The organism is Afipia sp. GAS231, assembly GCF_900103365.1.
Taxonomy (GTDB): Bacteria; Pseudomonadota; Alphaproteobacteria; order Rhizobiales; family Xanthobacteraceae; genus Bradyrhizobium.
The window spans coordinates 2,512,360-2,529,034 of the sequence record NZ_LT629703.1; the positions used below are offsets into that span (position 1 = coordinate 2,512,360).

14 protein-coding genes and 1 pseudogene are annotated in these 16,675 nt (G+C 62.8%); 4 read left to right on the forward strand and 11 right to left on the reverse strand.

The window, feature by feature from the left end:
* Positions 1-46: 46 nt before the first annotated feature.
* A complete protein-coding gene (gene rpoH, locus BLS26_RS11925; RefSeq protein ID WP_027540787.1) occupies positions 47-946 on the forward strand; it encodes an RNA polymerase sigma factor RpoH in 900 nt (299 codons plus the stop codon).
* A gap of 288 nt (positions 947-1,234) precedes the next feature.
* On the opposite strand, the pseudogene BLS26_RS11930 reads toward rpoH, so the two are convergent.
* From BLS26_RS11930 to BLS26_RS11955, 6 genes and pseudogenes are all read right to left on the reverse strand, one after another.
* Positions 1,235-2,347 (reverse strand): annotated as a pseudogene (locus BLS26_RS11930) (IS481 family transposase); the annotation flags it as partial.
* Positions 2,348-2,464: 117 nt separating this feature from the next.
* Positions 2,465-2,953 (reverse strand): hypothetical protein, encoded by a 489-nt coding sequence (locus BLS26_RS11935; protein WP_244541916.1) that lies wholly within the window; start codon positions 2,951-2,953, stop codon positions 2,465-2,467.
* Between the two features lie 162 nt (positions 2,954-3,115).
* Positions 3,116-3,754 carry an N-acetylmuramoyl-L-alanine amidase gene (locus BLS26_RS11940; protein WP_092511266.1) on the reverse strand — a complete coding sequence of 213 codons (639 nt, stop codon included), beginning with the start codon at positions 3,752-3,754 and terminating at the stop codon, positions 3,116-3,118.
* A 30-nt stretch (positions 3,755-3,784) separates the two neighbouring features.
* Positions 3,785-5,014 (reverse strand): GGDEF domain-containing protein, encoded by a 1,230-nt coding sequence (locus BLS26_RS11945; protein WP_092511268.1) that lies wholly within the window; start codon positions 5,012-5,014, stop codon positions 3,785-3,787.
* 708 nt (positions 5,015-5,722) lie between these two features.
* Positions 5,723-6,340, reverse strand: coding sequence for a LysE family translocator (locus tag BLS26_RS11950; protein ID WP_092511270.1), 618 nt, complete (start codon positions 6,338-6,340; stop codon positions 5,723-5,725).
* 84 nt (positions 6,341-6,424) lie between these two features.
* Entirely contained in the window at positions 6,425-6,838 is a 414-nt protein-coding gene (locus BLS26_RS11955; RefSeq protein ID WP_092511272.1) for a response regulator, read from the reverse strand.
* A gap of 144 nt (positions 6,839-6,982) precedes the next feature.
* Between BLS26_RS11955 and BLS26_RS11960 the strand changes: the two genes are divergently transcribed.
* Positions 6,983-7,825: an SDR family oxidoreductase gene (locus tag BLS26_RS11960; RefSeq protein WP_092511274.1), complete on the forward strand. Its 843-nt coding sequence runs from the start codon at positions 6,983-6,985 to the stop codon at positions 7,823-7,825.
* 229 nt (positions 7,826-8,054) lie between these two features.
* Here the strand turns inward: BLS26_RS11960 and BLS26_RS11965 are convergent, their stop codons facing one another.
* Both BLS26_RS11965 and BLS26_RS11970 read right to left on the reverse strand, forming a co-directional pair.
* Complete coding sequence (locus BLS26_RS11965) at positions 8,055-8,873, reverse strand: lytic transglycosylase domain-containing protein (protein WP_244541917.1); 819 nt, start codon at positions 8,871-8,873, stop codon at positions 8,055-8,057.
* 79 nt (positions 8,874-8,952) lie between these two features.
* On the reverse strand, positions 8,953-9,333 hold the full coding sequence (locus tag BLS26_RS11970) for a DUF393 domain-containing protein (RefSeq protein WP_092511276.1): 381 nt from the start codon (positions 9,331-9,333) through the stop codon (positions 8,953-8,955).
* A gap of 138 nt (positions 9,334-9,471) precedes the next feature.
* Here BLS26_RS11970 and BLS26_RS11975 point away from each other — a divergent pair, with 138 nt between their 5' ends.
* Positions 9,472-9,708, forward strand: coding sequence for a hypothetical protein (locus BLS26_RS11975; protein ID WP_092511278.1), 237 nt, complete (start codon positions 9,472-9,474; stop codon positions 9,706-9,708).
* A 1,054-nt stretch (positions 9,709-10,762) separates the two neighbouring features.
* On the opposite strand, the gene rpoD is transcribed toward BLS26_RS11975, so the two are convergent.
* On the reverse strand, positions 10,763-12,892 hold the full coding sequence (gene rpoD / locus BLS26_RS11980) for an RNA polymerase sigma factor RpoD (protein WP_092511280.1): 2,130 nt from the start codon (positions 12,890-12,892) through the stop codon (positions 10,763-10,765).
* Between the two features lie 337 nt (positions 12,893-13,229).
* On the reverse strand, positions 13,230-15,260 hold the full coding sequence (gene dnaG, locus BLS26_RS11985; protein ID WP_092517965.1) for a DNA primase: 2,031 nt from the start codon (positions 15,258-15,260) through the stop codon (positions 13,230-13,232).
* A 269-nt stretch (positions 15,261-15,529) separates the two neighbouring features.
* On the opposite strand from dnaG, the gene BLS26_RS11990 reads away from it, so the two are divergent.
* Positions 15,530-16,096 (forward strand): chlorite dismutase family protein, encoded by a 567-nt coding sequence (locus BLS26_RS11990; protein WP_092511282.1) that lies wholly within the window; start codon positions 15,530-15,532, stop codon positions 16,094-16,096.
* A 158-nt stretch (positions 16,097-16,254) separates the two neighbouring features.
* Here BLS26_RS11990 and BLS26_RS11995 read toward each other — a convergent pair whose 3' ends face one another.
* Complete coding sequence (locus BLS26_RS11995) at positions 16,255-16,653, reverse strand: gamma-glutamylcyclotransferase (RefSeq protein WP_092511284.1); 399 nt, start codon at positions 16,651-16,653, stop codon at positions 16,255-16,257.
* Between the last annotated feature and the right edge of the window lie 22 nt (positions 16,654-16,675).

The following is a 16,675-nucleotide window of genomic DNA, read 5'->3' on the forward strand; positions in this document are numbered from 1 at the left end:
CCGGGCCCGCCGCTATCGGGGGCCTGAACCACTGGAGGGCGCTACAATGGCCCGTACAGCTACGTTACCGGTTCTCAATGGAGAACACGGTCTTTCCCGTTACCTCGCCGAGATCCGCAAGTTTCCGATGCTGGAACCCCAGCAGGAATACATGTTCGCCAAGCGTTGGCGCGAACACGACGATCGCGACGCGGCACATCACCTTGTTACCAGCCATCTCCGGCTCGTCGCCAAGATCGCCATGGGCTATCGCGGCTACGGCTTGCCGATTTCCGAGGTCGTCTCGGAAGGCAACGTCGGCCTGATGCAGGCGGTCAAGCGGTTCGAACCCGAAAAGGGCTTCCGACTCGCTACCTACGCCATGTGGTGGATCAAGGCGTCGATACAAGAGTACATCCTGCGTTCCTGGTCGCTCGTGAAAATGGGCACCACCGCGAACCAGAAGAAGCTGTTCTTCAACCTGCGCAAGGCGAAGAGCAAGATCTCGGCTTTGGACGAAGGCGATCTCCGCCCCGACCAGGTCAAGATCATTGCCAAGCGCCTCGGCGTCACGGCCCAGGACGTGATCGACATGAACCGCCGCCTCGGTGGCGACGCGTCGCTCAACGCACCGATCCGCGACGACGGCGAGGCTGGCGAATGGCAGGACTGGCTGGTCGATAACTCGCCCAACCAGGAAGCCGTGATGGCCGAGCACGAAGAGTTCGATCACCGCCGGCAGGCGCTGAACGGCGCCATCGGTGTCCTCAACCCGCGCGAACGCCGCATCTTCGAAGCGCGGCGTCTGGCGGAAGACCCGATGACGCTGGAAGATCTCGCCGCCGAATTCGGCGTCAGCCGCGAACGCGTGCGGCAGATCGAGGTGCGGGCTTTCGAGAAGGTGCAGTCGGCCGTCAAGGGCACGATCGCGAAGGCGGAAGCCGCCGTGCTGGAAGCCGCGCTCTAACCGCGCGGTCGCCGCGCAACGGCGCGGCTGAGGTAACGAATGACGAAAGCCGGCGGCAACGCCGGCTTTTTGTTTTTGGGGGGGCCGGCTTTTTGTTTGGAGGCACCTCGCCTCAACAACCACCGCTGTCGTCCTCCGCGAAAGCGGGGAACCCAGTATTCCAGAGGCGTCTGGTGATTGAATCGATAAGCCGCGGCGTACTGGGTCGCCCGGTCAAGTGTATGGACCGGGGACATAGGTAACGGGTGTTCGGGGACATAGGTAACGGTTTCATTGAACACCAAATCGCATATTGATGCATGCGATTTGGTGGGCTCCGAAGAAGACGCCGAACTCTCCATCCTTGTTGAGCGATCTGATGGCCAGTAGTTCGCCGCGGAATGCGTCGGGCATGTGCCAACGCCTGTTACCAAAACTGATGTTGGCCTTGACTGAGCCGGCTCTGCGCAGGATCGCTCCTTCTTCGTATTCCGGCTCGCGCAGCTTGCTCGGCAGTGAGCGAGGGCTCGGCCGGTAGCGACTTGCTGGCACTTCCTGGCCGAGGGAATGGTGCGGTCGTTGGTTGTTATAGACGTGGCGCCAATGGTCGAAGGCCTTCTGCAGCTCTCTCGATGTTCTAAAGGTTCGCATCGATAGGACTTCGGCCTTCAGCGTGCGATGGAACCGCTCGTTCTTGCCTTTTGTCTGTGGGTGATGGGGACGTGCATAGATGACGTTGACGCCGAGCTTGAGCAACCAGACGCGAAGTCTGGTCCACCGGACTTCGGAACAGGTACCCCACGGAACGCCGTTATCTACCAAAAAAGCGCTTGGAAGTCCGTAGCGGCGGAAGGTGCGTTCGAGGTGCTGCTGGACCGTCTCCGCCTGTTCGTTGGTGCAAGCCTGCAGGCACAGAGCATAGCGCGAATGGTCGTCGATCATAGTGAGCGGATGACACATCTGCCTATCGCCGAGTGGGAAGCGTCCTTTGAAGTCCATCTGCCAGACGTCGTTCGGCGCGGGATGCTCGAAGCGATTGTATTGGGGCGGCTGCGCAGGCGAAGGGACGCGGCCGTGCCGTGCCAGGATTGCGTGAACCGTCGAAGCTGCGGGGACATTCTTGTGCTGGTCTTCCAGACAACGCCGGATCTTGCGAGCACCCCAGACCGGGTGGGCTTCGCGTATCTCCAAGACTGCCGTCTCGATCTTGGCCGTACTTCGACGAGGCGATATCCGAGGCCGCCGGGATCGGTCTTGCGCCCAATCCTTGTTCTCAACCCCGGCCCGCGCCAGCCATTTATAGGCCGTCTTCGGGCTGATACCGAACCGTCGGCAAAGCTCCCTCCGGTTCACATCCGGCTGCTGAAACAACCCGACGAACTCCTGTCTCTGATCCATGAACGACACCTCGCGCCACGGCATGCTGGCCTCCTAAGCCCTGTCCATGCCGTCGATGTGTTACCCATGTCTCCGAACGATGTTACCCATGTCTCCGGGCCGTATATCAAGCCGGGCGATGACAGCCGCGCTAACTCACGCTCAATAATACGTCTGCAAATAATCCGCGATGCTGGTGGGCTGGTTGAGCGAGGTCCAGTCGTAGGGATCGCCGTACAGCAGCGCGCTGGCCTGGGTCTGGTAGTCCGGCGCGACGTTGTCGGGTTGATCGACCGGTTTGGCGAGGATGTCGCGATAATTCTCGTAGGCCGCCTGGGTACCGATGAAGATACAAACGCAATGCAGCGGCTCGGCATAGAGATAACGCACGTCGTTGCCGGTGCGGTGAACGACGAAGCGATGCGGTGGCAACGCGTGCAGCGCCTGCCTGCCCACGGCATCGTTGGCGACCTGCACCTTGAAGCCGGACGACGACAGATAGAAACTGTTCTTGTCGAGGAACGGCTTGCTCGGTGCTTCCAGTGCGGCCAGCAACGTGGCGCCAAGCAACAGCGCGATAACAGGCACCAGGCCGAGCCACGGTTTCTTCGCCCACGCGCGAGACGGCGGGATCGCTGCCATCGATGTCATCGTTGAATTCCTTTCAGCCCACTGCCAGAGCCTTTTCGGTTCTGATTGAATCAGAACCGGGCTCTACTCTTTTGACGCGTTTTCTTTACGCGAACCGGCGTCCACTTCGCTCGAAAACGCTATGGACAAGATTGCCGAAGCCGCGGGGACGGTCAACCGACCCTACTCGCCCCACTCCCGCGCCAGTTTTGCCAGTGCGCAGCCCTCGCAATAGCGGGCGTCCTTGAAGTCGATCCAGTTGTGCGCATAGACCCGTTCGAGCGGAATGCCGTAACGCGCCCGCAGCACCTTCACCAGGATCCGCCACGCCGCGACCTGCGCCTCGGTGGCGCCGCGCGTCACGTCGGGATAGTTGCCGGCGAATTCGACGCCGATCGAGGTGTCCTTGTTGACCTGATGATAGGTCTTGCTGTTGTCGATATATTTGTTGTCGTTGCGGTCGGCGCCGTCGGTATGGGTCGGGACCAGATTTTCCGCCACCGCCCAGTACACCGTGCCGTCGGTTTCGACCCAGACCATGACGCCGCGCCGGGTCGGGTTTTTGTTTTGCTCCTGCGCGCCGCCGCGGGCGGAGCCGCTTGGGCCTTCGGTCTCGTGGACGATGATGTTGCGCCAGGGATGGGATTTGGCCACGTCGCCCCATGGCGCCAGCCAGACCACTTTCAGGCCGGGAATGTCGGGTGTGCCCGACGCGCGCGCGATGGTTGCGAGGTCGGGCGTTTGGGCGGAAGCCGGAACGACGAATGCCAAGGAGAACGTGAAGGCGCCAACAAGCGCCGCGGCGGCGAGACGAAGGTTCATGATCTCAGTCCAGTGGTCCCACTGGCGGTATCACGCGCGCTTGCGCTCGGCCATATCCGAAACGGCCGATGGGTCGAGTTCGGGCACCAGCGGCGGCGCCGGGTCGTAGGTCGCAAACCGATTCCGGCCGCCCTTCTTGGCCTCGTACAAGGCGTGGTCGGCGGCCGCGATCAAACGGTCGGGGAAGCCGCCCATCTCCGCCGTCCATTGCGCGACGCCGATCGAGACCGCGATCGGAATATCGGCGCCCGCGCATTGTTCGGCGTCGGCGCGGCAGACTTCCAGCACGCGGCGGGCGATCATGGCGCCCTCGCGCAGCGTCGAGGACGGCAGCACGATGCAGAATTCGTCGCCGCCGGAACGCGCCAGCATGTCGCCGGGCCGCAAGCGGGTTTGCGCCATCAGGGTGAAATGCTGCAGGCAGGCATCTCCCGCGGCGTGGCCGTGGGTGTCGTTGATGGCCTTGAAGCCGTCGAGGTCGATCACCAGCAGCGTGAACGGCTGGCCAGAGCGCTCCGATCGCGCGCATTCCTCGGAAAGACGCTGCACCAGATGGCGCCGGTTGCCGACGCCGGTGAGGTCGTCGAGCAGCGCCAGATCGGCGACCTCGTTGCGCAGGCGGTCCATCGCCATCAGCAGGAAGCCGAAGTTCAGCGCCATCGACAGGAACACCAGCACCAGGATGAACGCCGACTGCAACGGGGTGAAATTCATGTAGGAGAAACCGCCGCCGATGCCGCTCAGTCCGAAAAACAGCCGGAAACCGAAGATGGCGATGATGAGCGTCGCGACGATGCCGGCCAGCCGGGCGCCCGGATTGACGCGCCCCTCATGCGGAAGCAGCAGCAGTTTCAGGTTGAGCGCCAACGGCAAGGTCTGGGCAATCGTGAACACGGTGAGCCGCGCCGGTATGAGTTCGTAGCCGTAGGTGAAGAAGCAAATGCCGGCGCAGCCGAGGCCGGTGATCAGCAAGGTACCGCGCCACGACGCCGGCCGATCGAAGAATGTCCGGACCCCCATCGACGCCAGGCAGATCGCCAATACCAGCGCGGTACCGGCGACAATCAGCGGAATGGTCAAGTCCGTCATGAAGACGCGAACCATCGCCACCGCGGCCCCCGCCGCCGCCACGAACGACGAGCCGGTCCAGAACCGCGCCGGCGCGAACGCCGGATAGCTGCGCATCACGTAGGCCCAGATCAGGCCGAGCGCGAGAAAGTTGATGACGAACACCGTCCATAGCGTCGGAACGCTCAGCATCGCTGACACCCAAGGCCTGCGCGGCCCCGTCTCCCTTGTTGTCCTCCGGAAGCTTGCGCCCCCGGGGCATTCCCCCACGACAATCCCCGTTGCCTTGCGAAACAAGGTGCATCGGCGCCGCTTAATGGACTCTCACCGTGGCCTTCGAATGCAAATGGTGGTTTTAAATTGATGAAGACGGTGCGCGTTTGCCCGTCGTTAAGCATGACGCGCGCGACGCAAACGGGCGTGACGAGCGGCGTTTCGATGAAAAATCGCCTCGAAACGCATAATGGCTGTGGATAACGCGATGACGACCGCATGACAGCACGCGGAATCGCGCCGCGAATCTGTTGGGATTGTGATTGAGGATGTTGTGAGGCTGGCCCTCCGCCAAGCATGCCTCGGAGTCGCGTTTCAATCCATTAAAACCTTGAGAGGATACTATGGCTAAGAAAGCGAAGAAGGCGAAAAAGGCGAAGAAGGCGAAGAAGGCCAAGAAGTCCAAGAAGTGAATTTTCGCCCGGGTGGAGCGCTCAGTTCCGCCCGGGCATCCAACTGGCGCAAGTCGGCAAAGATGGCGGGCCCTTAGGTCCGCCTTTTTGATTCTGGGGGTGCGGCTCCCTCCCCGTCATTGCGAGGAGCGATAGCGACGAAGCAATCCAGACTTTTCTTCGTGCCGCAAGATGGATTGCTTCGCTTCGCTCGCAATGACGGCGGGGGTGAGCCCTACCGCTCCGCGAACGCCAGCTTGGCGCCGAGCGCGGCGAAGCCGGCCGCAAAGCTGCGGCGCAGCCAGGCCATTACCTTCGGCCGCGAGATGACGCGGTCGCGGACCGAAGCCGCGAACAGGCCGTAGACGGCGAACACCGCAAACGTCATCGCCATGAAGGTGCCGCTCAATTCCAACATCCGCGCCAGCGGATGGGCCTCGTCGGCGGCGATGAACTGCGGCAGGAAGGCCAAAAAGAAGATCGACAGTTTTGGATTGAGGATGTTGATCAGAACAGCCGTCACGATCACGCGCCGGCTGGAGCGCTCGCCGGCGGCGGGAGCGGTGTCGATCGAAAGCGCCCCGGTCTCGCGCAGCGCCTGCCAGGACATGTACAGCAGATAGACCACGCCGCACCATTTCAGCGCGGCAAACGCCAGCGCGCTGGTATGCAGCACCGCGGCCAAGCCCAGCATCGCCGCCAGCATCTGCGGCACGATGCCGAGCGTGCAGCCGAAGGCGGCGGCGATACTCGGCCGCGCGCCCTGGGTCAGCGCCACCGCCAGCGTATAGAGCACACCGGTGCCGGGCGAGGCGACCACGATCAGCGAGGTCAGGAGAAAGGAGAGTGTCATTGATGTCGATTACCACGGCGGCATCGGCCGTGGTAGCTCTTGACATGACAGTGAAGAGAGCCGGCGCAAGCGCGGCCGGCGCGATCACGAAGTCCGGCGCTGTCGGCCCTGCTCATCGCGGCTCCAGGCATAGGCCATCCGTTCCGCCTCCCGGATCACGTCGAGCGGCGCCCATGGCTTGGACCAGAACTGTGCGCCCTCGGGCAGTTCCTGGGGCAAGGGCCGGCCCGAGGTAACGATCACCCCGATGCCGGGATTGCATTTCCGGGCAATGTGCGCGAGCTCGACGCCGTTCATGTTGCCGGCGAGTTGTACGTCGGTCAGCATCAGCACCACGCTGCCGCCGACCCTTTCCAGCACCAGTTCGGCGGCCTCCGCGCTTTCGCACTCGATGACGTCGACATCGCTTTCCTCCAGCAACAGGCAGATCATTTCCCGCTGCATCGGGTCGTCCTCGACGATCAGTGCGGTCGCGCGCAAGGGCTTTGATTGTCCCATTTGGTCGCCTCCGTTGTGGTGTTACCCCGGCACAGTCCGGGTTAAGTGCCGAAACCGCTTTATGGTTCGGTTCCAATTTGCCAAAGTCGCGGGAATTGCAATTTTTCGCGTTTCATTGCCCGTTTCCGACATTATGGAGCCAAAATGACTGCAATATCCGGGAGTGCCGCCGCCGTGACCGGCGCCGCCAGTGGCATCGGCCGCGCGCTGGCGCTGGAATTGGCCGCGCGCGGCTGCGATCTCGCGCTCGCCGACCGCGACGAGGCCGGGTTGATCGAGCTCGCCGCCGAGATCGGCCGCAATGGCGCACGCAAGGTCAGCGTGCACCGGGTCGATGTCGGCGAGCCCGACCAGATCCGGGATTTTGCGACGGCCGCCATCGCGGCGCATCCCCAGCTCAATATCCTCATCAACAATGCCGGCGTCGCCCTGCTCGGCACCTTCGCCGAGGTCGAGCAGGCGCAGATGGAGTGGCTGATCAACATCAATTTCTGGGGCGTGGTGCACGGCACCCGCGCGTTCCTCCCGCATCTTTCCAATCAACGCGCGGCGCATATCGTCAACGTGTCCTCGATCTTCGGCATCATCGCCCCGCCCGGCCAGACCGCCTATTGCGCGTCGAAATTCGCGGTGCGCGGATTTTCCGAAAGCCTGCGCCATGAATTGGCGATGGCGAACAGCCCGGTGCAGTTGTCGGTGGTGCATCCCGGCGGCGTTTCGACCAACATCGCCCGCAACGCGCCCTCCGGCCGCGGCACCGACAATGCGCGCCGCGCGGAAACGATCGACCGCTTCGATGCGATGGCCAAGAAATCGCCGGCCGCCGCCGCGGCGCGCATCATCGAAGGCATCGAGAAGAACCAGCCCCGCATCCTGATCGGCAGCGACGCCCGCTTCATGGATTTGCTGCAACGGTTTCGTCCCGTGCATTATTGGGCGATGCTGGCAAAGCGACTGGAGAAGATGGCGGCGCAAGTGGGGAAGTGACAGAGGCATGGAGCGCTGCTGCCGTAGGGTGGGCAAAGCGCAGCGTGCCCACCTTCGGTATCTCCGCGTGAAGATGGTGGGCACGACGCAACCGCGCCTTTGCCCACCCTACGAAGCTACGAAGCTAGTATGCCGCTCCCTCAACGTCATTCCGGGGCGTGCGAAAGCACGAACCCGGAATCTCGAGATTCCGGGTCTGGTCCTTCGGACCATCCCGGAATGACGGGGTCTACCGCCCGCCCAGCTGATCGGCAAAATATCCGATCGTCTTGCGATAGATCGTGGCCCGGTTCCACTCGCGCATCGCCTCGAAATTGGCGGTGCCTTCGCCATACGGCGCGCCCATCTTGAAGCCCGAAGTGTGCAGCAGGTTGGCAGTGGAGGCGAGCACGTCGGGCACGCTGTGGCGAAGATCGACATGGCCGTCACCGTCGAAATCGACGCCGTACTTGATGTAGGACGACGGCAGGAATTGCGTCTGGCCGATCTCGCCGGCATAGGCGCCGATCATGTCGTTGAGACGAAGATCGCCGCGCTGCACGATCTTGAGCGCCGCCAGCAATTCGCCCTGGAACAGTTCGGTGCGGCGGCAGTCATGCGCCATGGTCGAGAGCACGCGAAACACCGGCAGCTTGCCCATGTCGCCCTTGCCGAAATCGGTTTCCAGCCCCCAGATCGCGACCAGGATCTGCCGCGGCACGCCGAACTTCTGCTCGATGCTTGAGAGCAGCGCCGCATGCCGCTGCAGCATCGCGCGGCCGGCATTGATGCGGCCGGCGCCGACGCGGGTCGAGACATATTGCTCGAACGTCTTGTTGAAGGTGCCGCGCTGACGGCGGTCGAACGCCAGCACGCCGCCATCCTGCTGCACCCCGCCGAGCGCCTGCGAGATCACGCCTTGCGAAATGCCTGACGCGGCCGCTTCCTGCGACATCGCCGCCACGAAGGTGTTGAAATCGCCGCCGCAGCGAGCGGCGTAGGAGGGGGTGGCGAGGATGAGCGTGGCGAGCACAGAGGCGCAGAAGGCAAAGAAGGTGCGGAAATGCATGGGGAGCCGTTTTCTGAGAGGGCGGACAATTGGATCGGCTTCTACCATATCTGCCGCTGCTGTTCGAGAATAGCAGCCCTCACCAATGCCCCTTCCATCTGTTCCAGGCAAACAGGACATCCGCGAACCTGTCATAAGCGAAGCGTGTCAGCGGCAGCATCAGGCGGTTGCCGAACAACGACGCCAGCCAGCCTTCGCCCGGCGTCGCCTGCCACATCGCAATCGCAACGTCGGCGCCGACGATCAGGCGGCCGGTCTCGTCGGTCGCATGCAGGCGGCGGCGGATGTCGTCGAGCGATGCGCCGAAAGCGGCGAGTGCGTCGGGCTGTTCGTTGATGTCGCGGAAGGAAATGTCGCCGGCGCGGACGGCTGTGAGAAGCTTGTTGCGCTGCCAGTCGATGCCGGCATCGCAGACGGGGCAGCGCGTGTTGTACCAGACAACGAGGCGGCGGCCGGTCATGGCGGGTTCCTTCGGCTGGGCTTCCCGTAGGGTATCAAGTCCCGGCCTTTCCCGCCATCGGCCGGGCCGACAGACACGGTCCAGCCATCACGGAAGCAATAATTGACACCAGCCGCCTTATCGGAGACAAGCCCGCTTATGGCGAAGAAACCCGGCACCAATCCCAAAGGCGAATTCGCCTTTTTCAACGTGGTTTATGAAGACGGCTCCCAGCGGTCGAACCGGCGCGTGCCTGCCGAACTGCTCGGCGGCCTCGACGGCGACGAGCCGGCGCGCGGCTATATCCTGGAGCAGGACCGCGAAATCGCCGAAAAGTCCGGCCGCGCCACGCTGGCGATCAAGAGCCTCGAGCGGGTCGGCGCGAAGAAGAAGTAAGCGTTATCTCGAACCCGTCATCCTGAGGAGCGCGAAGCGCGTCTCGAAGGACGACGGCCCGGCTCTCAACCACTCATCCTTCGAGGCTCGCTACGCTCGCACCTCAGGATGACGGGGAGAGAGGTTTGGCTGCTAAGCGAACCCAGCCACCACCGGACACGTTCTGGTCGGCCTGATTGCGATAGTTGCGATAGGCCCAGATGCGGGCGAGCGATGTTGCGCCTGCCATGACGATCTCCCTCGGTGTACCCAGTGATTTGCCGGATGCCGGCGCACCCGATTATCTTGCGGAAGAGATGGTGGAGACCGAGGTCTTAGCTTTGGCCCGGCTGAGGCAGCCGTTATGTGACGATGAAATCACTCTGCGGGCTGTCGTCCGCCGCGCTTATAAGGTGGCACGTCGAGCCCAAACATCAGGACCAACTGAAGCTTCAGCTTTACGATATCGGATATTATCGAGCTCATTCGGACATGTGGAAATGTTTCGGAAACAATCTCGCTAGGTGTATCAGGCTTAACTCTGAGAGACATTGATGCTGGAGGGCCATTATCATGCCGCCCCCAGCTACCATGAACGATCAGATTTCGGTCTTCGCGACGAATGTCAATCTTGTCGCATATCGTCGAAAGCAGGTGATACTTTTCCTCTGGGAGTGAAATCTGTCCTAAATCCCTCATGGTCCGTATAAGCGACGTGGCGTCCATCCTGGCTGTTATCGTGCGGCCTTTCTCAAAACTGACACCCAGAAGCTCGTGGATAGAATCGCCCATGCAAGCTTCTAGTTTTGCTCATTCGATAACTGCGCGGCCTATCAGTTTCTCCTGTATGAGGCCTACGGTTGGATCTACGTCCGCGTTGGGGTTGCTAGGCCTAATAGGCGACTTTTGCGGGCGCGGGGTTTTTGGAGGCTTTGCCATGGGTATATAATCGCCGATGGATCTGCAGGACGAAACAAAAAACGGCGGGCTTTGGGCCCGCCGTTCTTGTTTTCAGATGGATTGCCGGGTCATCCCTGATCAAGTCAGGGGACAGGCGCCAGGCTGACAGCTTGAATCAATTATCCAAAAAGCTCCGCAGCTTCCTTGACCGTGACGGATGCTTCAGCTTGCGCAGCGCCTTGGCTTCGATCTGACGGATACGCTCTCTGGTCACCGAGAACTGCTGGCCGACTTCTTCCAGCGTGTGGTCGGTGTTCATGCCGATGCCGAAGCGCATGCGGAGCACGCGTTCTTCGCGGGGGGTGAGCGAGGCCAGCACGCGCGTCGTCGTCTCGCGCAGGTTGGACTGGATCGCCGCATCGATCGGCAGGATCGCGTTCTTGTCCTCGATGAAATCGCCGAGATGCGAGTCTTCCTCGTCGCCGACCGGGGTTTCCAGCGACAGCGGCTCTTTCGCGATCTTGAGAACTTTCCGGACCTTCTCCAGGGGCATGCCGAGCTTTTCGGCCAGCTCTTCCGGGGTCGGCTCGCGGCCGATCTCGTTGAGCATCTGGCGCGAGGTGCGCACGATCTTGTTGATGGTCTCGATCATGTGCACGGGAATGCGGATGGTGCGCGCCTGGTCGGCGATCGAGCGCGTGATCGCCTGCCGGATCCACCACGTCGCATAGGTCGAGAACTTGTAGCCGCGGCGGTATTCGAACTTATCGACCGCCTTCATCAGGCCGATATTGCCTTCCTGGATCAGGTCGAGGAACTGCAGGCCGCGGTTGGTGTACTTCTTGGCGATCGAAATCACGAGGCGCAGGTTGGCCTCGACCATTTCCTTCTTGGCCTGGCGCGCCTCGCGCTCGCCCTTCTGCACGCCGTGCACGATCTTGCGGAATTCGCCGATCTCGAGACCGGTCAGCGCCGCGAGCTGCTGCACTTCGCCGCGCAGTTCCTTGATGCGGTCCTTTTCGTGATGGACGAAATTCTTCCAGCCCTTGGCGGAGAGTTTCGAGACACGGTTGAGCCAGCGCGGATCGAGTTCCGAGCCCTGGTAGTTGCGCAGGAAATCCTCGCGCGCGACGCCGTGGCTGTCGCCGAGGCGCAGCAGGCGGCCCTCGAACGAGACCAGCTTCTTGTTGATGTCGTAGAGCTGCTCGACCAGCGAATCGATACGGGCCTGGTTCAGCCGCAGCGACTTCACCTCGACGATGATTTCGTCCTTCAGCTTCTTGTACTTGCGCTCCTGCGAGGGCGACAGCGTCTCGCTCTGCAGCTGGTTGGCGATATCCTGTTCCTGCAGGCGGCGCAGCTTCTTGTACTCGGACGCGATCTTGTCGAAGGTCTCGACCACCTTCGGCTTCAGCTCGGCCTCGATGGCGGCGAGCGACATCTGGTTTTCGAACTCGTCGTCGTCCATATCGCCGTCGGCGGCGGACTCGGCCGGATCCTTTTCCACGGTCTCGCCACCGGCCGCGGGCGCGGCGGCTGCGGCGCGGAACGGAGTCGGTGACGGCGGGGCGGCGGGCGGAGCTACATGCGCGGGCGCGGCGCCGGCGGCGGCCGCCAGCGGCTGGCCGTCAGGACCGACGGGCGCTGCGATCAGCGCCGGGTTCATGTTGTTCTTGGCGTCGGGGCCGGCATAGGTGGCTTCGAGGTCGATGATGTCGCGAAGGAAGATCTTTCCTTCGTTCAATTCGTCGCGCCAGATGATGATGGCCTGGAAGGTCAGCGGGCTTTCGCAGAGGCCCGCGATCATCGCCTCGCGGCCGGCCTCGATGCGCTTGGCGATCGCGATTTCGCCCTCGCGCGACAGCAGCTCGACCGTGCCCATCTCGCGCAGATACATGCGGACGGGATCGTCGGTGCGCTCGCCGGGCTCGGATTTCTTGACCTCGGTGACGGCCTTCTGCGTGACCTCGACAAGCTCGTTGTCGGTGTCGTCGTCGGCCTCTTCCTTTTCTTCCTCGCTATCGGCCTCTTCGGCTTCCGACACGTTGATGCCCATGTCGGACAGCATCGACATGATGTCTTCGATCTGTTCGGGCGAGGTGGTGTCGGAGGGCAGCACTTCGTTGAGCTGATCGAAGGTCACGAAGCCGCGCTTCTTGGCCTGCTTGATCATCTTCTTGACAGCGGCATCCGACAGGTCGAGCAACGGCGACGGCGCGTCCGGCGAATCCTTCTCAGGGGCGTCCGCTGCCTTGTCGTCTTTTTCCTTGTCTTTAACCTGCAGCGTCTTTGCCTTGGTGGCCATTCATCAAGCTCCCGAAACGCGCTCATGCATGACAACGTCAACCGTTGCCTGCCTTGAATTACTGGAGACAACTTCCGTTCGAGAAGCCGCCTCGCTAGAATCTTCCTCGAGCATGATCCTCATGCTCATGACGCGGAAAGGGCGGCGCAAACCGTCGCCACCCCCTAACCCCTCATCACCGGTGTTATGCCAATAGCCGCCAGACGCTTAAGTACCCTTGGGACGCTTAAGTACCTTGGGGCTATTAAGTTTCGCTTAACCCTGTTTTTGCAGCCAAACCATGGGTTTGGCGAGTCTTTTAACGGCTCCGGCCACGGCCGTCCGCATGAATTTTTCATCAGACGCTTTTTCGGAACCGGCCCGAAAGTTCGCCAAAACCCTCGATCAGGGCATCGGTGCCGTCCAGCGACTCCAGCCGGGCGCTGACGTCCCGCAGCCAACCCATATTGGCCTCACTGGGATCCTCGCCCAACGCCAGCTCGGCGTCCTTCTTCTCCCTAAGTAAGGCGTGGGTTTTCTGATGCAAGACAACGAGTTGCTGCCAGGTCGCTAAAACATCTTCCCGGGCCGCACCGGGCTTAGAGCCCCACACCGCCGAGGTCGTGATCGCCCGCTCAACCCTTTGAAGAATCTCACCTAATCCGCGCGCATCGAGATCGGCCCGCATCTTCTCGGCCTGCTCTTCCGGCTCCGGAGAATGGTGATGATCGTTGGCAAAGGCCGCGATAACGCCGGCGCGGAGCTTATTGGCCTCCGGATGGGCCAGTTCCAGCGCCGCCACCTCCTCCAGATGGTCGTGCAATAACCAGGGGTGGTTGATCAGGGCTTCCAGAATCAGCGCCTCGCGGCGGGAGATCGCCGAGCGCTGGCCGCGCATGATCGGGCTGTTGGCGAGCTGGGGGCTGGCCGCCTGGTAGGGGCCGCGGTTGATGGTCTGGCCGGTGGACGGCCCCTGCCCGCGGCCGCCGCCAGGGGCGAATCGGCCCGCCGGACCCGGGGTGAACGAGCCGCGGGGGGCAAAACGACGGCCTGATTCGCCGCCTCCGCCGCGGTTGAAATTGCCTCGCCCGTAGCCGCCGCGCCCGCCTTCCGGCGCGAAAGTCCGCTGCAGCCGCTCGGCCAGATCCTGGCGATAATAGCGCCGCACCACCTCGTCGCGGATACCGTTACTGAGTTCGCCGATCCGCGCTTCCAGCGCCGCGCGCCGCTCCGGCGTCGCAAAGCTGCCGCCCTCGATCTCGCGCGACCACAGCATGTCGGCCAGGCCACGCGCAGCACCGATGACTTCCTCGATCGCACCGCGTCCGCCGGAGCGCGCGAGATCGTCGGGGTCCTGCCCTTCGGGCAGCAGTGCGAAGCGCAAACTTTTTCCGGGCTTGAGATGCGGCAACGCGAGGTCGGCGGCACGGTACGCCGCCTTCTGTCCGGCGCGGTCGCCGTCGAAACACAGGATCGGCTCGTCCGCCATCTTCCAGATCAGCGCGAGCTGGTTTTCGGTCAACGCCGTACCGAGTGGCGCGACGGCGCCGCCGAAGCCCGAGGTGACCATGGCGATGACGTCGACATAGCCTTCGACCACGATCAGGGCCGCGCCGTTATGCGTCGCCTGACGCGCGGGTGCGAAGTTGTAGAGGTTGTCGCCCTTGTGAAACAGCGGGGTTTCCGGCGAGTTCAGGTACTTTGCCGGAACATCCTTTTCCAGCGCGCGACCGCCGAAGGCGATGACGCGGTTGCGGATATCGGTGATCGGAAACATCACGCGATCACGAAAGCGATCGTAGGGCACCGGGATGTCGTCGCCGCCGATCAGGAGCCCGGCTTCGACCATGTCGTCGGTCGGAATGCCCTGCGCGCCCAGATATTCCTTCAGCGCAAAGCGCTCGCCCGGGCCGCCCGGGGCATAGCCGATGCGGAATTGCAGTTGCGTCGCCGGCGTAATGGCACGGTCGGCGAGATAGCCGCGCGCCTTGGCGCCGAAGCGCGAGGCCAGCGTGTCGCAGAAGAACTTTGCGGCGAGGTCCATCACGTCATACAGCGTCTTGCGGCGCTGATCCTGCCTGGCCGCATCCGGCGTCACGGCGGGCAGCGCCATGCCGGCCATCGACGCCAGCCGCTCGACCGCTTCGGTAAAGCCGACGCCTTCGGTCTCCATCAGGAACGAGATGATGTCGCCGTGCTTGCCGGAGGAGAAGTCGTGGTAAAATCCCTTCTGGTCGTTGACCGTGAAGGAAGGCGACTTTTCCTGTTGAAAGGGCGACAGCCCCTTAAATTCGCGCCCCGCCTTCTTCAACTTCACGCGCCGGCCCACGACTTCCGAAACCGGAAGCCGGGCGCGCAGTTCGTCGAGGAATTGGGGCGTGAAGCGCATGGGGTTGAGTTTGTGCCTGAGCATCGGGCGGCATGATGCCCAACCGATGAATACAGCATTATGTGAGATTGATCTCACATCTTGCCACTATTCACAGGGGCAAAGCGACGATCCCTCCCTCGTCATGGCCGGGCTTGACCCGGCCATCCACGTTCTTTGGCCGCCACCAGCAAGAAAGACGTGGATGCCCGGGTCAAGCCCGGGCATGACGGCGGTGGGTGGGGCTCACTTCGCTTGAATCACATCGGGTTCCACGCTTCCATGGCGCCATGTTCACGGTGTTCAGGGGCGCGCAAAGCGGGGCGTGGCGGGTGAAGCGGCTGGCGGCGGTGAAGGGCGAGAGCCTGGCGCCGACGCCGGCGCTGTCGGTCACCCATTCCGACTCGATCGCGCTGCCGATCCTGCCCTCGCAGATCGGCTGGCGCCTCGTCGGCACCCCCAGCCATGTCCGCTATGTCGAGCGCGCCGAGAAGGACCAGCTCACGGCCGTGCAGGCCGGGCTCGGCCGGCCCGAGGCCAAACTCGCGGCGCTGATCCCGATCCGGAAGTCGGCGGCGTGGTGGGAGCTTACCCAGGAAGAGCGGCGAAAAATCTTCGAGGACAAGTCGCACCACATCGCCTCCAGCCTGAGATTCCTGCCGGCGATCGCGCGGCAGCTCTACCACTGCCGCGACCTCGGCGGCGCGTTCGACTTCCTGACCTGGTTCGAATACCGCCTCGCCCATGAATCGCTGTTCGAGGAACTGGTCGGCATGCTGCGCGAGACCGAAGAGTGGACCTATGTCGAGCGCGAGGTGGACATCCGCGTCGAGCGCGAAAGGCTGGATGCGGTTTGAAGGCATCTCGTGCCCCGGACGCGGCGCGTCACCATAAGCGCGTTCACGCGCGTCTTCGACGCACTATGGTGGTGCGCCGCTGAGCCGGGGCCTATCGTGGGTCCCGGCTCTGCGGAGCGGCATTACATGCCGCGCCGCGTCCGGGACACGGACTTGCCTCACGCCTCCAGAAATTTCCCCGAAGCGATGTGCGGCAGCCCCGCCACGGGCCAGTTGTAGATATAGGTCCACGCCTCGCTCGCGGTGCCGTCGTCCTGCGTCACCTGCAGCATCTTTCTCAAATATTCGGTCGGCTCCGGAAAGCCTTCGCCGCAGGCTTCATACATGTCGAATTCGCCGAGCAGCGCGTCGCGGTCGCGCAGCCGATAGAGTTCGCCGAACACGATGTCGGCGGGATCATCCGACAGCAGCAGCCCCGGATAATGCTTGATCAGATAGAGCCGGCCGCGGCAGGTGGCCGCGCCGAGATAATCCGCGCTGCGCGACAACAGCGTCGCCATCGGATGGTCGAAGCCGCGCATCAGGGTGCCGTAGACGAACAGACGATCTGAAATCATGGCGGTTTCTTACACGTCATTG

What these genes read in the sequence shown, in the direction of transcription:
- BLS26_RS11970 (WP_092511276.1), bottom strand. Translation starts at nt 9,333, where the DNA reads ATGACCGGCCGCCGCCTCGTTGTCTGGTACAACACGCGCTGCCCCGTC.
- BLS26_RS11940 (WP_092511266.1), bottom strand. Translation starts at nt 3,754, where the DNA reads ATGAACCTTCGTCTCGCCGCCGCGGCGCTTGTTGGCGCCTTCACGTTC.
- BLS26_RS11945 (WP_092511268.1), bottom strand. Translation starts at nt 5,014, where the DNA reads ATGCTGAGCGTTCCGACGCTATGGACGGTGTTCGTCATCAACTTTCTC.
- dnaG (WP_092517965.1), bottom strand. Translation starts at nt 15,260, where the DNA reads ATGCGCTTCACGCCCCAATTCCTCGACGAACTGCGCGCCCGGCTTCCG.
- BLS26_RS11965 (WP_244541917.1), bottom strand. Translation starts at nt 8,873, where the DNA reads ATGCATTTCCGCACCTTCTTTGCCTTCTGCGCCTCTGTGCTCGCCACG.
- BLS26_RS11975 (WP_092511278.1), top strand. Translation starts at nt 9,472, where the DNA reads ATGGCGAAGAAACCCGGCACCAATCCCAAAGGCGAATTCGCCTTTTTC.
- BLS26_RS11935 (WP_244541916.1), bottom strand. Translation starts at nt 2,953, where the DNA reads ATGACATCGATGGCAGCGATCCCGCCGTCTCGCGCGTGGGCGAAGAAA.
- BLS26_RS11960 (WP_092511274.1), top strand. Translation starts at nt 6,983, where the DNA reads ATGACTGCAATATCCGGGAGTGCCGCCGCCGTGACCGGCGCCGCCAGT.
- BLS26_RS11990 (WP_092511282.1), top strand. Translation starts at nt 15,530, where the DNA reads ATGTTCACGGTGTTCAGGGGCGCGCAAAGCGGGGCGTGGCGGGTGAAG.
- rpoH (WP_027540787.1), top strand. Translation starts at nt 47, where the DNA reads ATGGCCCGTACAGCTACGTTACCGGTTCTCAATGGAGAACACGGTCTT.
- BLS26_RS11950 (WP_092511270.1), bottom strand. Translation starts at nt 6,340, where the DNA reads ATGACACTCTCCTTTCTCCTGACCTCGCTGATCGTGGTCGCCTCGCCC.
- BLS26_RS11995 (WP_092511284.1), bottom strand. Translation starts at nt 16,653, where the DNA reads ATGATTTCAGATCGTCTGTTCGTCTACGGCACCCTGATGCGCGGCTTC.
- rpoD (WP_092511280.1), bottom strand. Translation starts at nt 12,892, where the DNA reads ATGGCCACCAAGGCAAAGACGCTGCAGGTTAAAGACAAGGAAAAAGAC.
- BLS26_RS11955 (WP_092511272.1), bottom strand. Translation starts at nt 6,838, where the DNA reads ATGGGACAATCAAAGCCCTTGCGCGCGACCGCACTGATCGTCGAGGAC.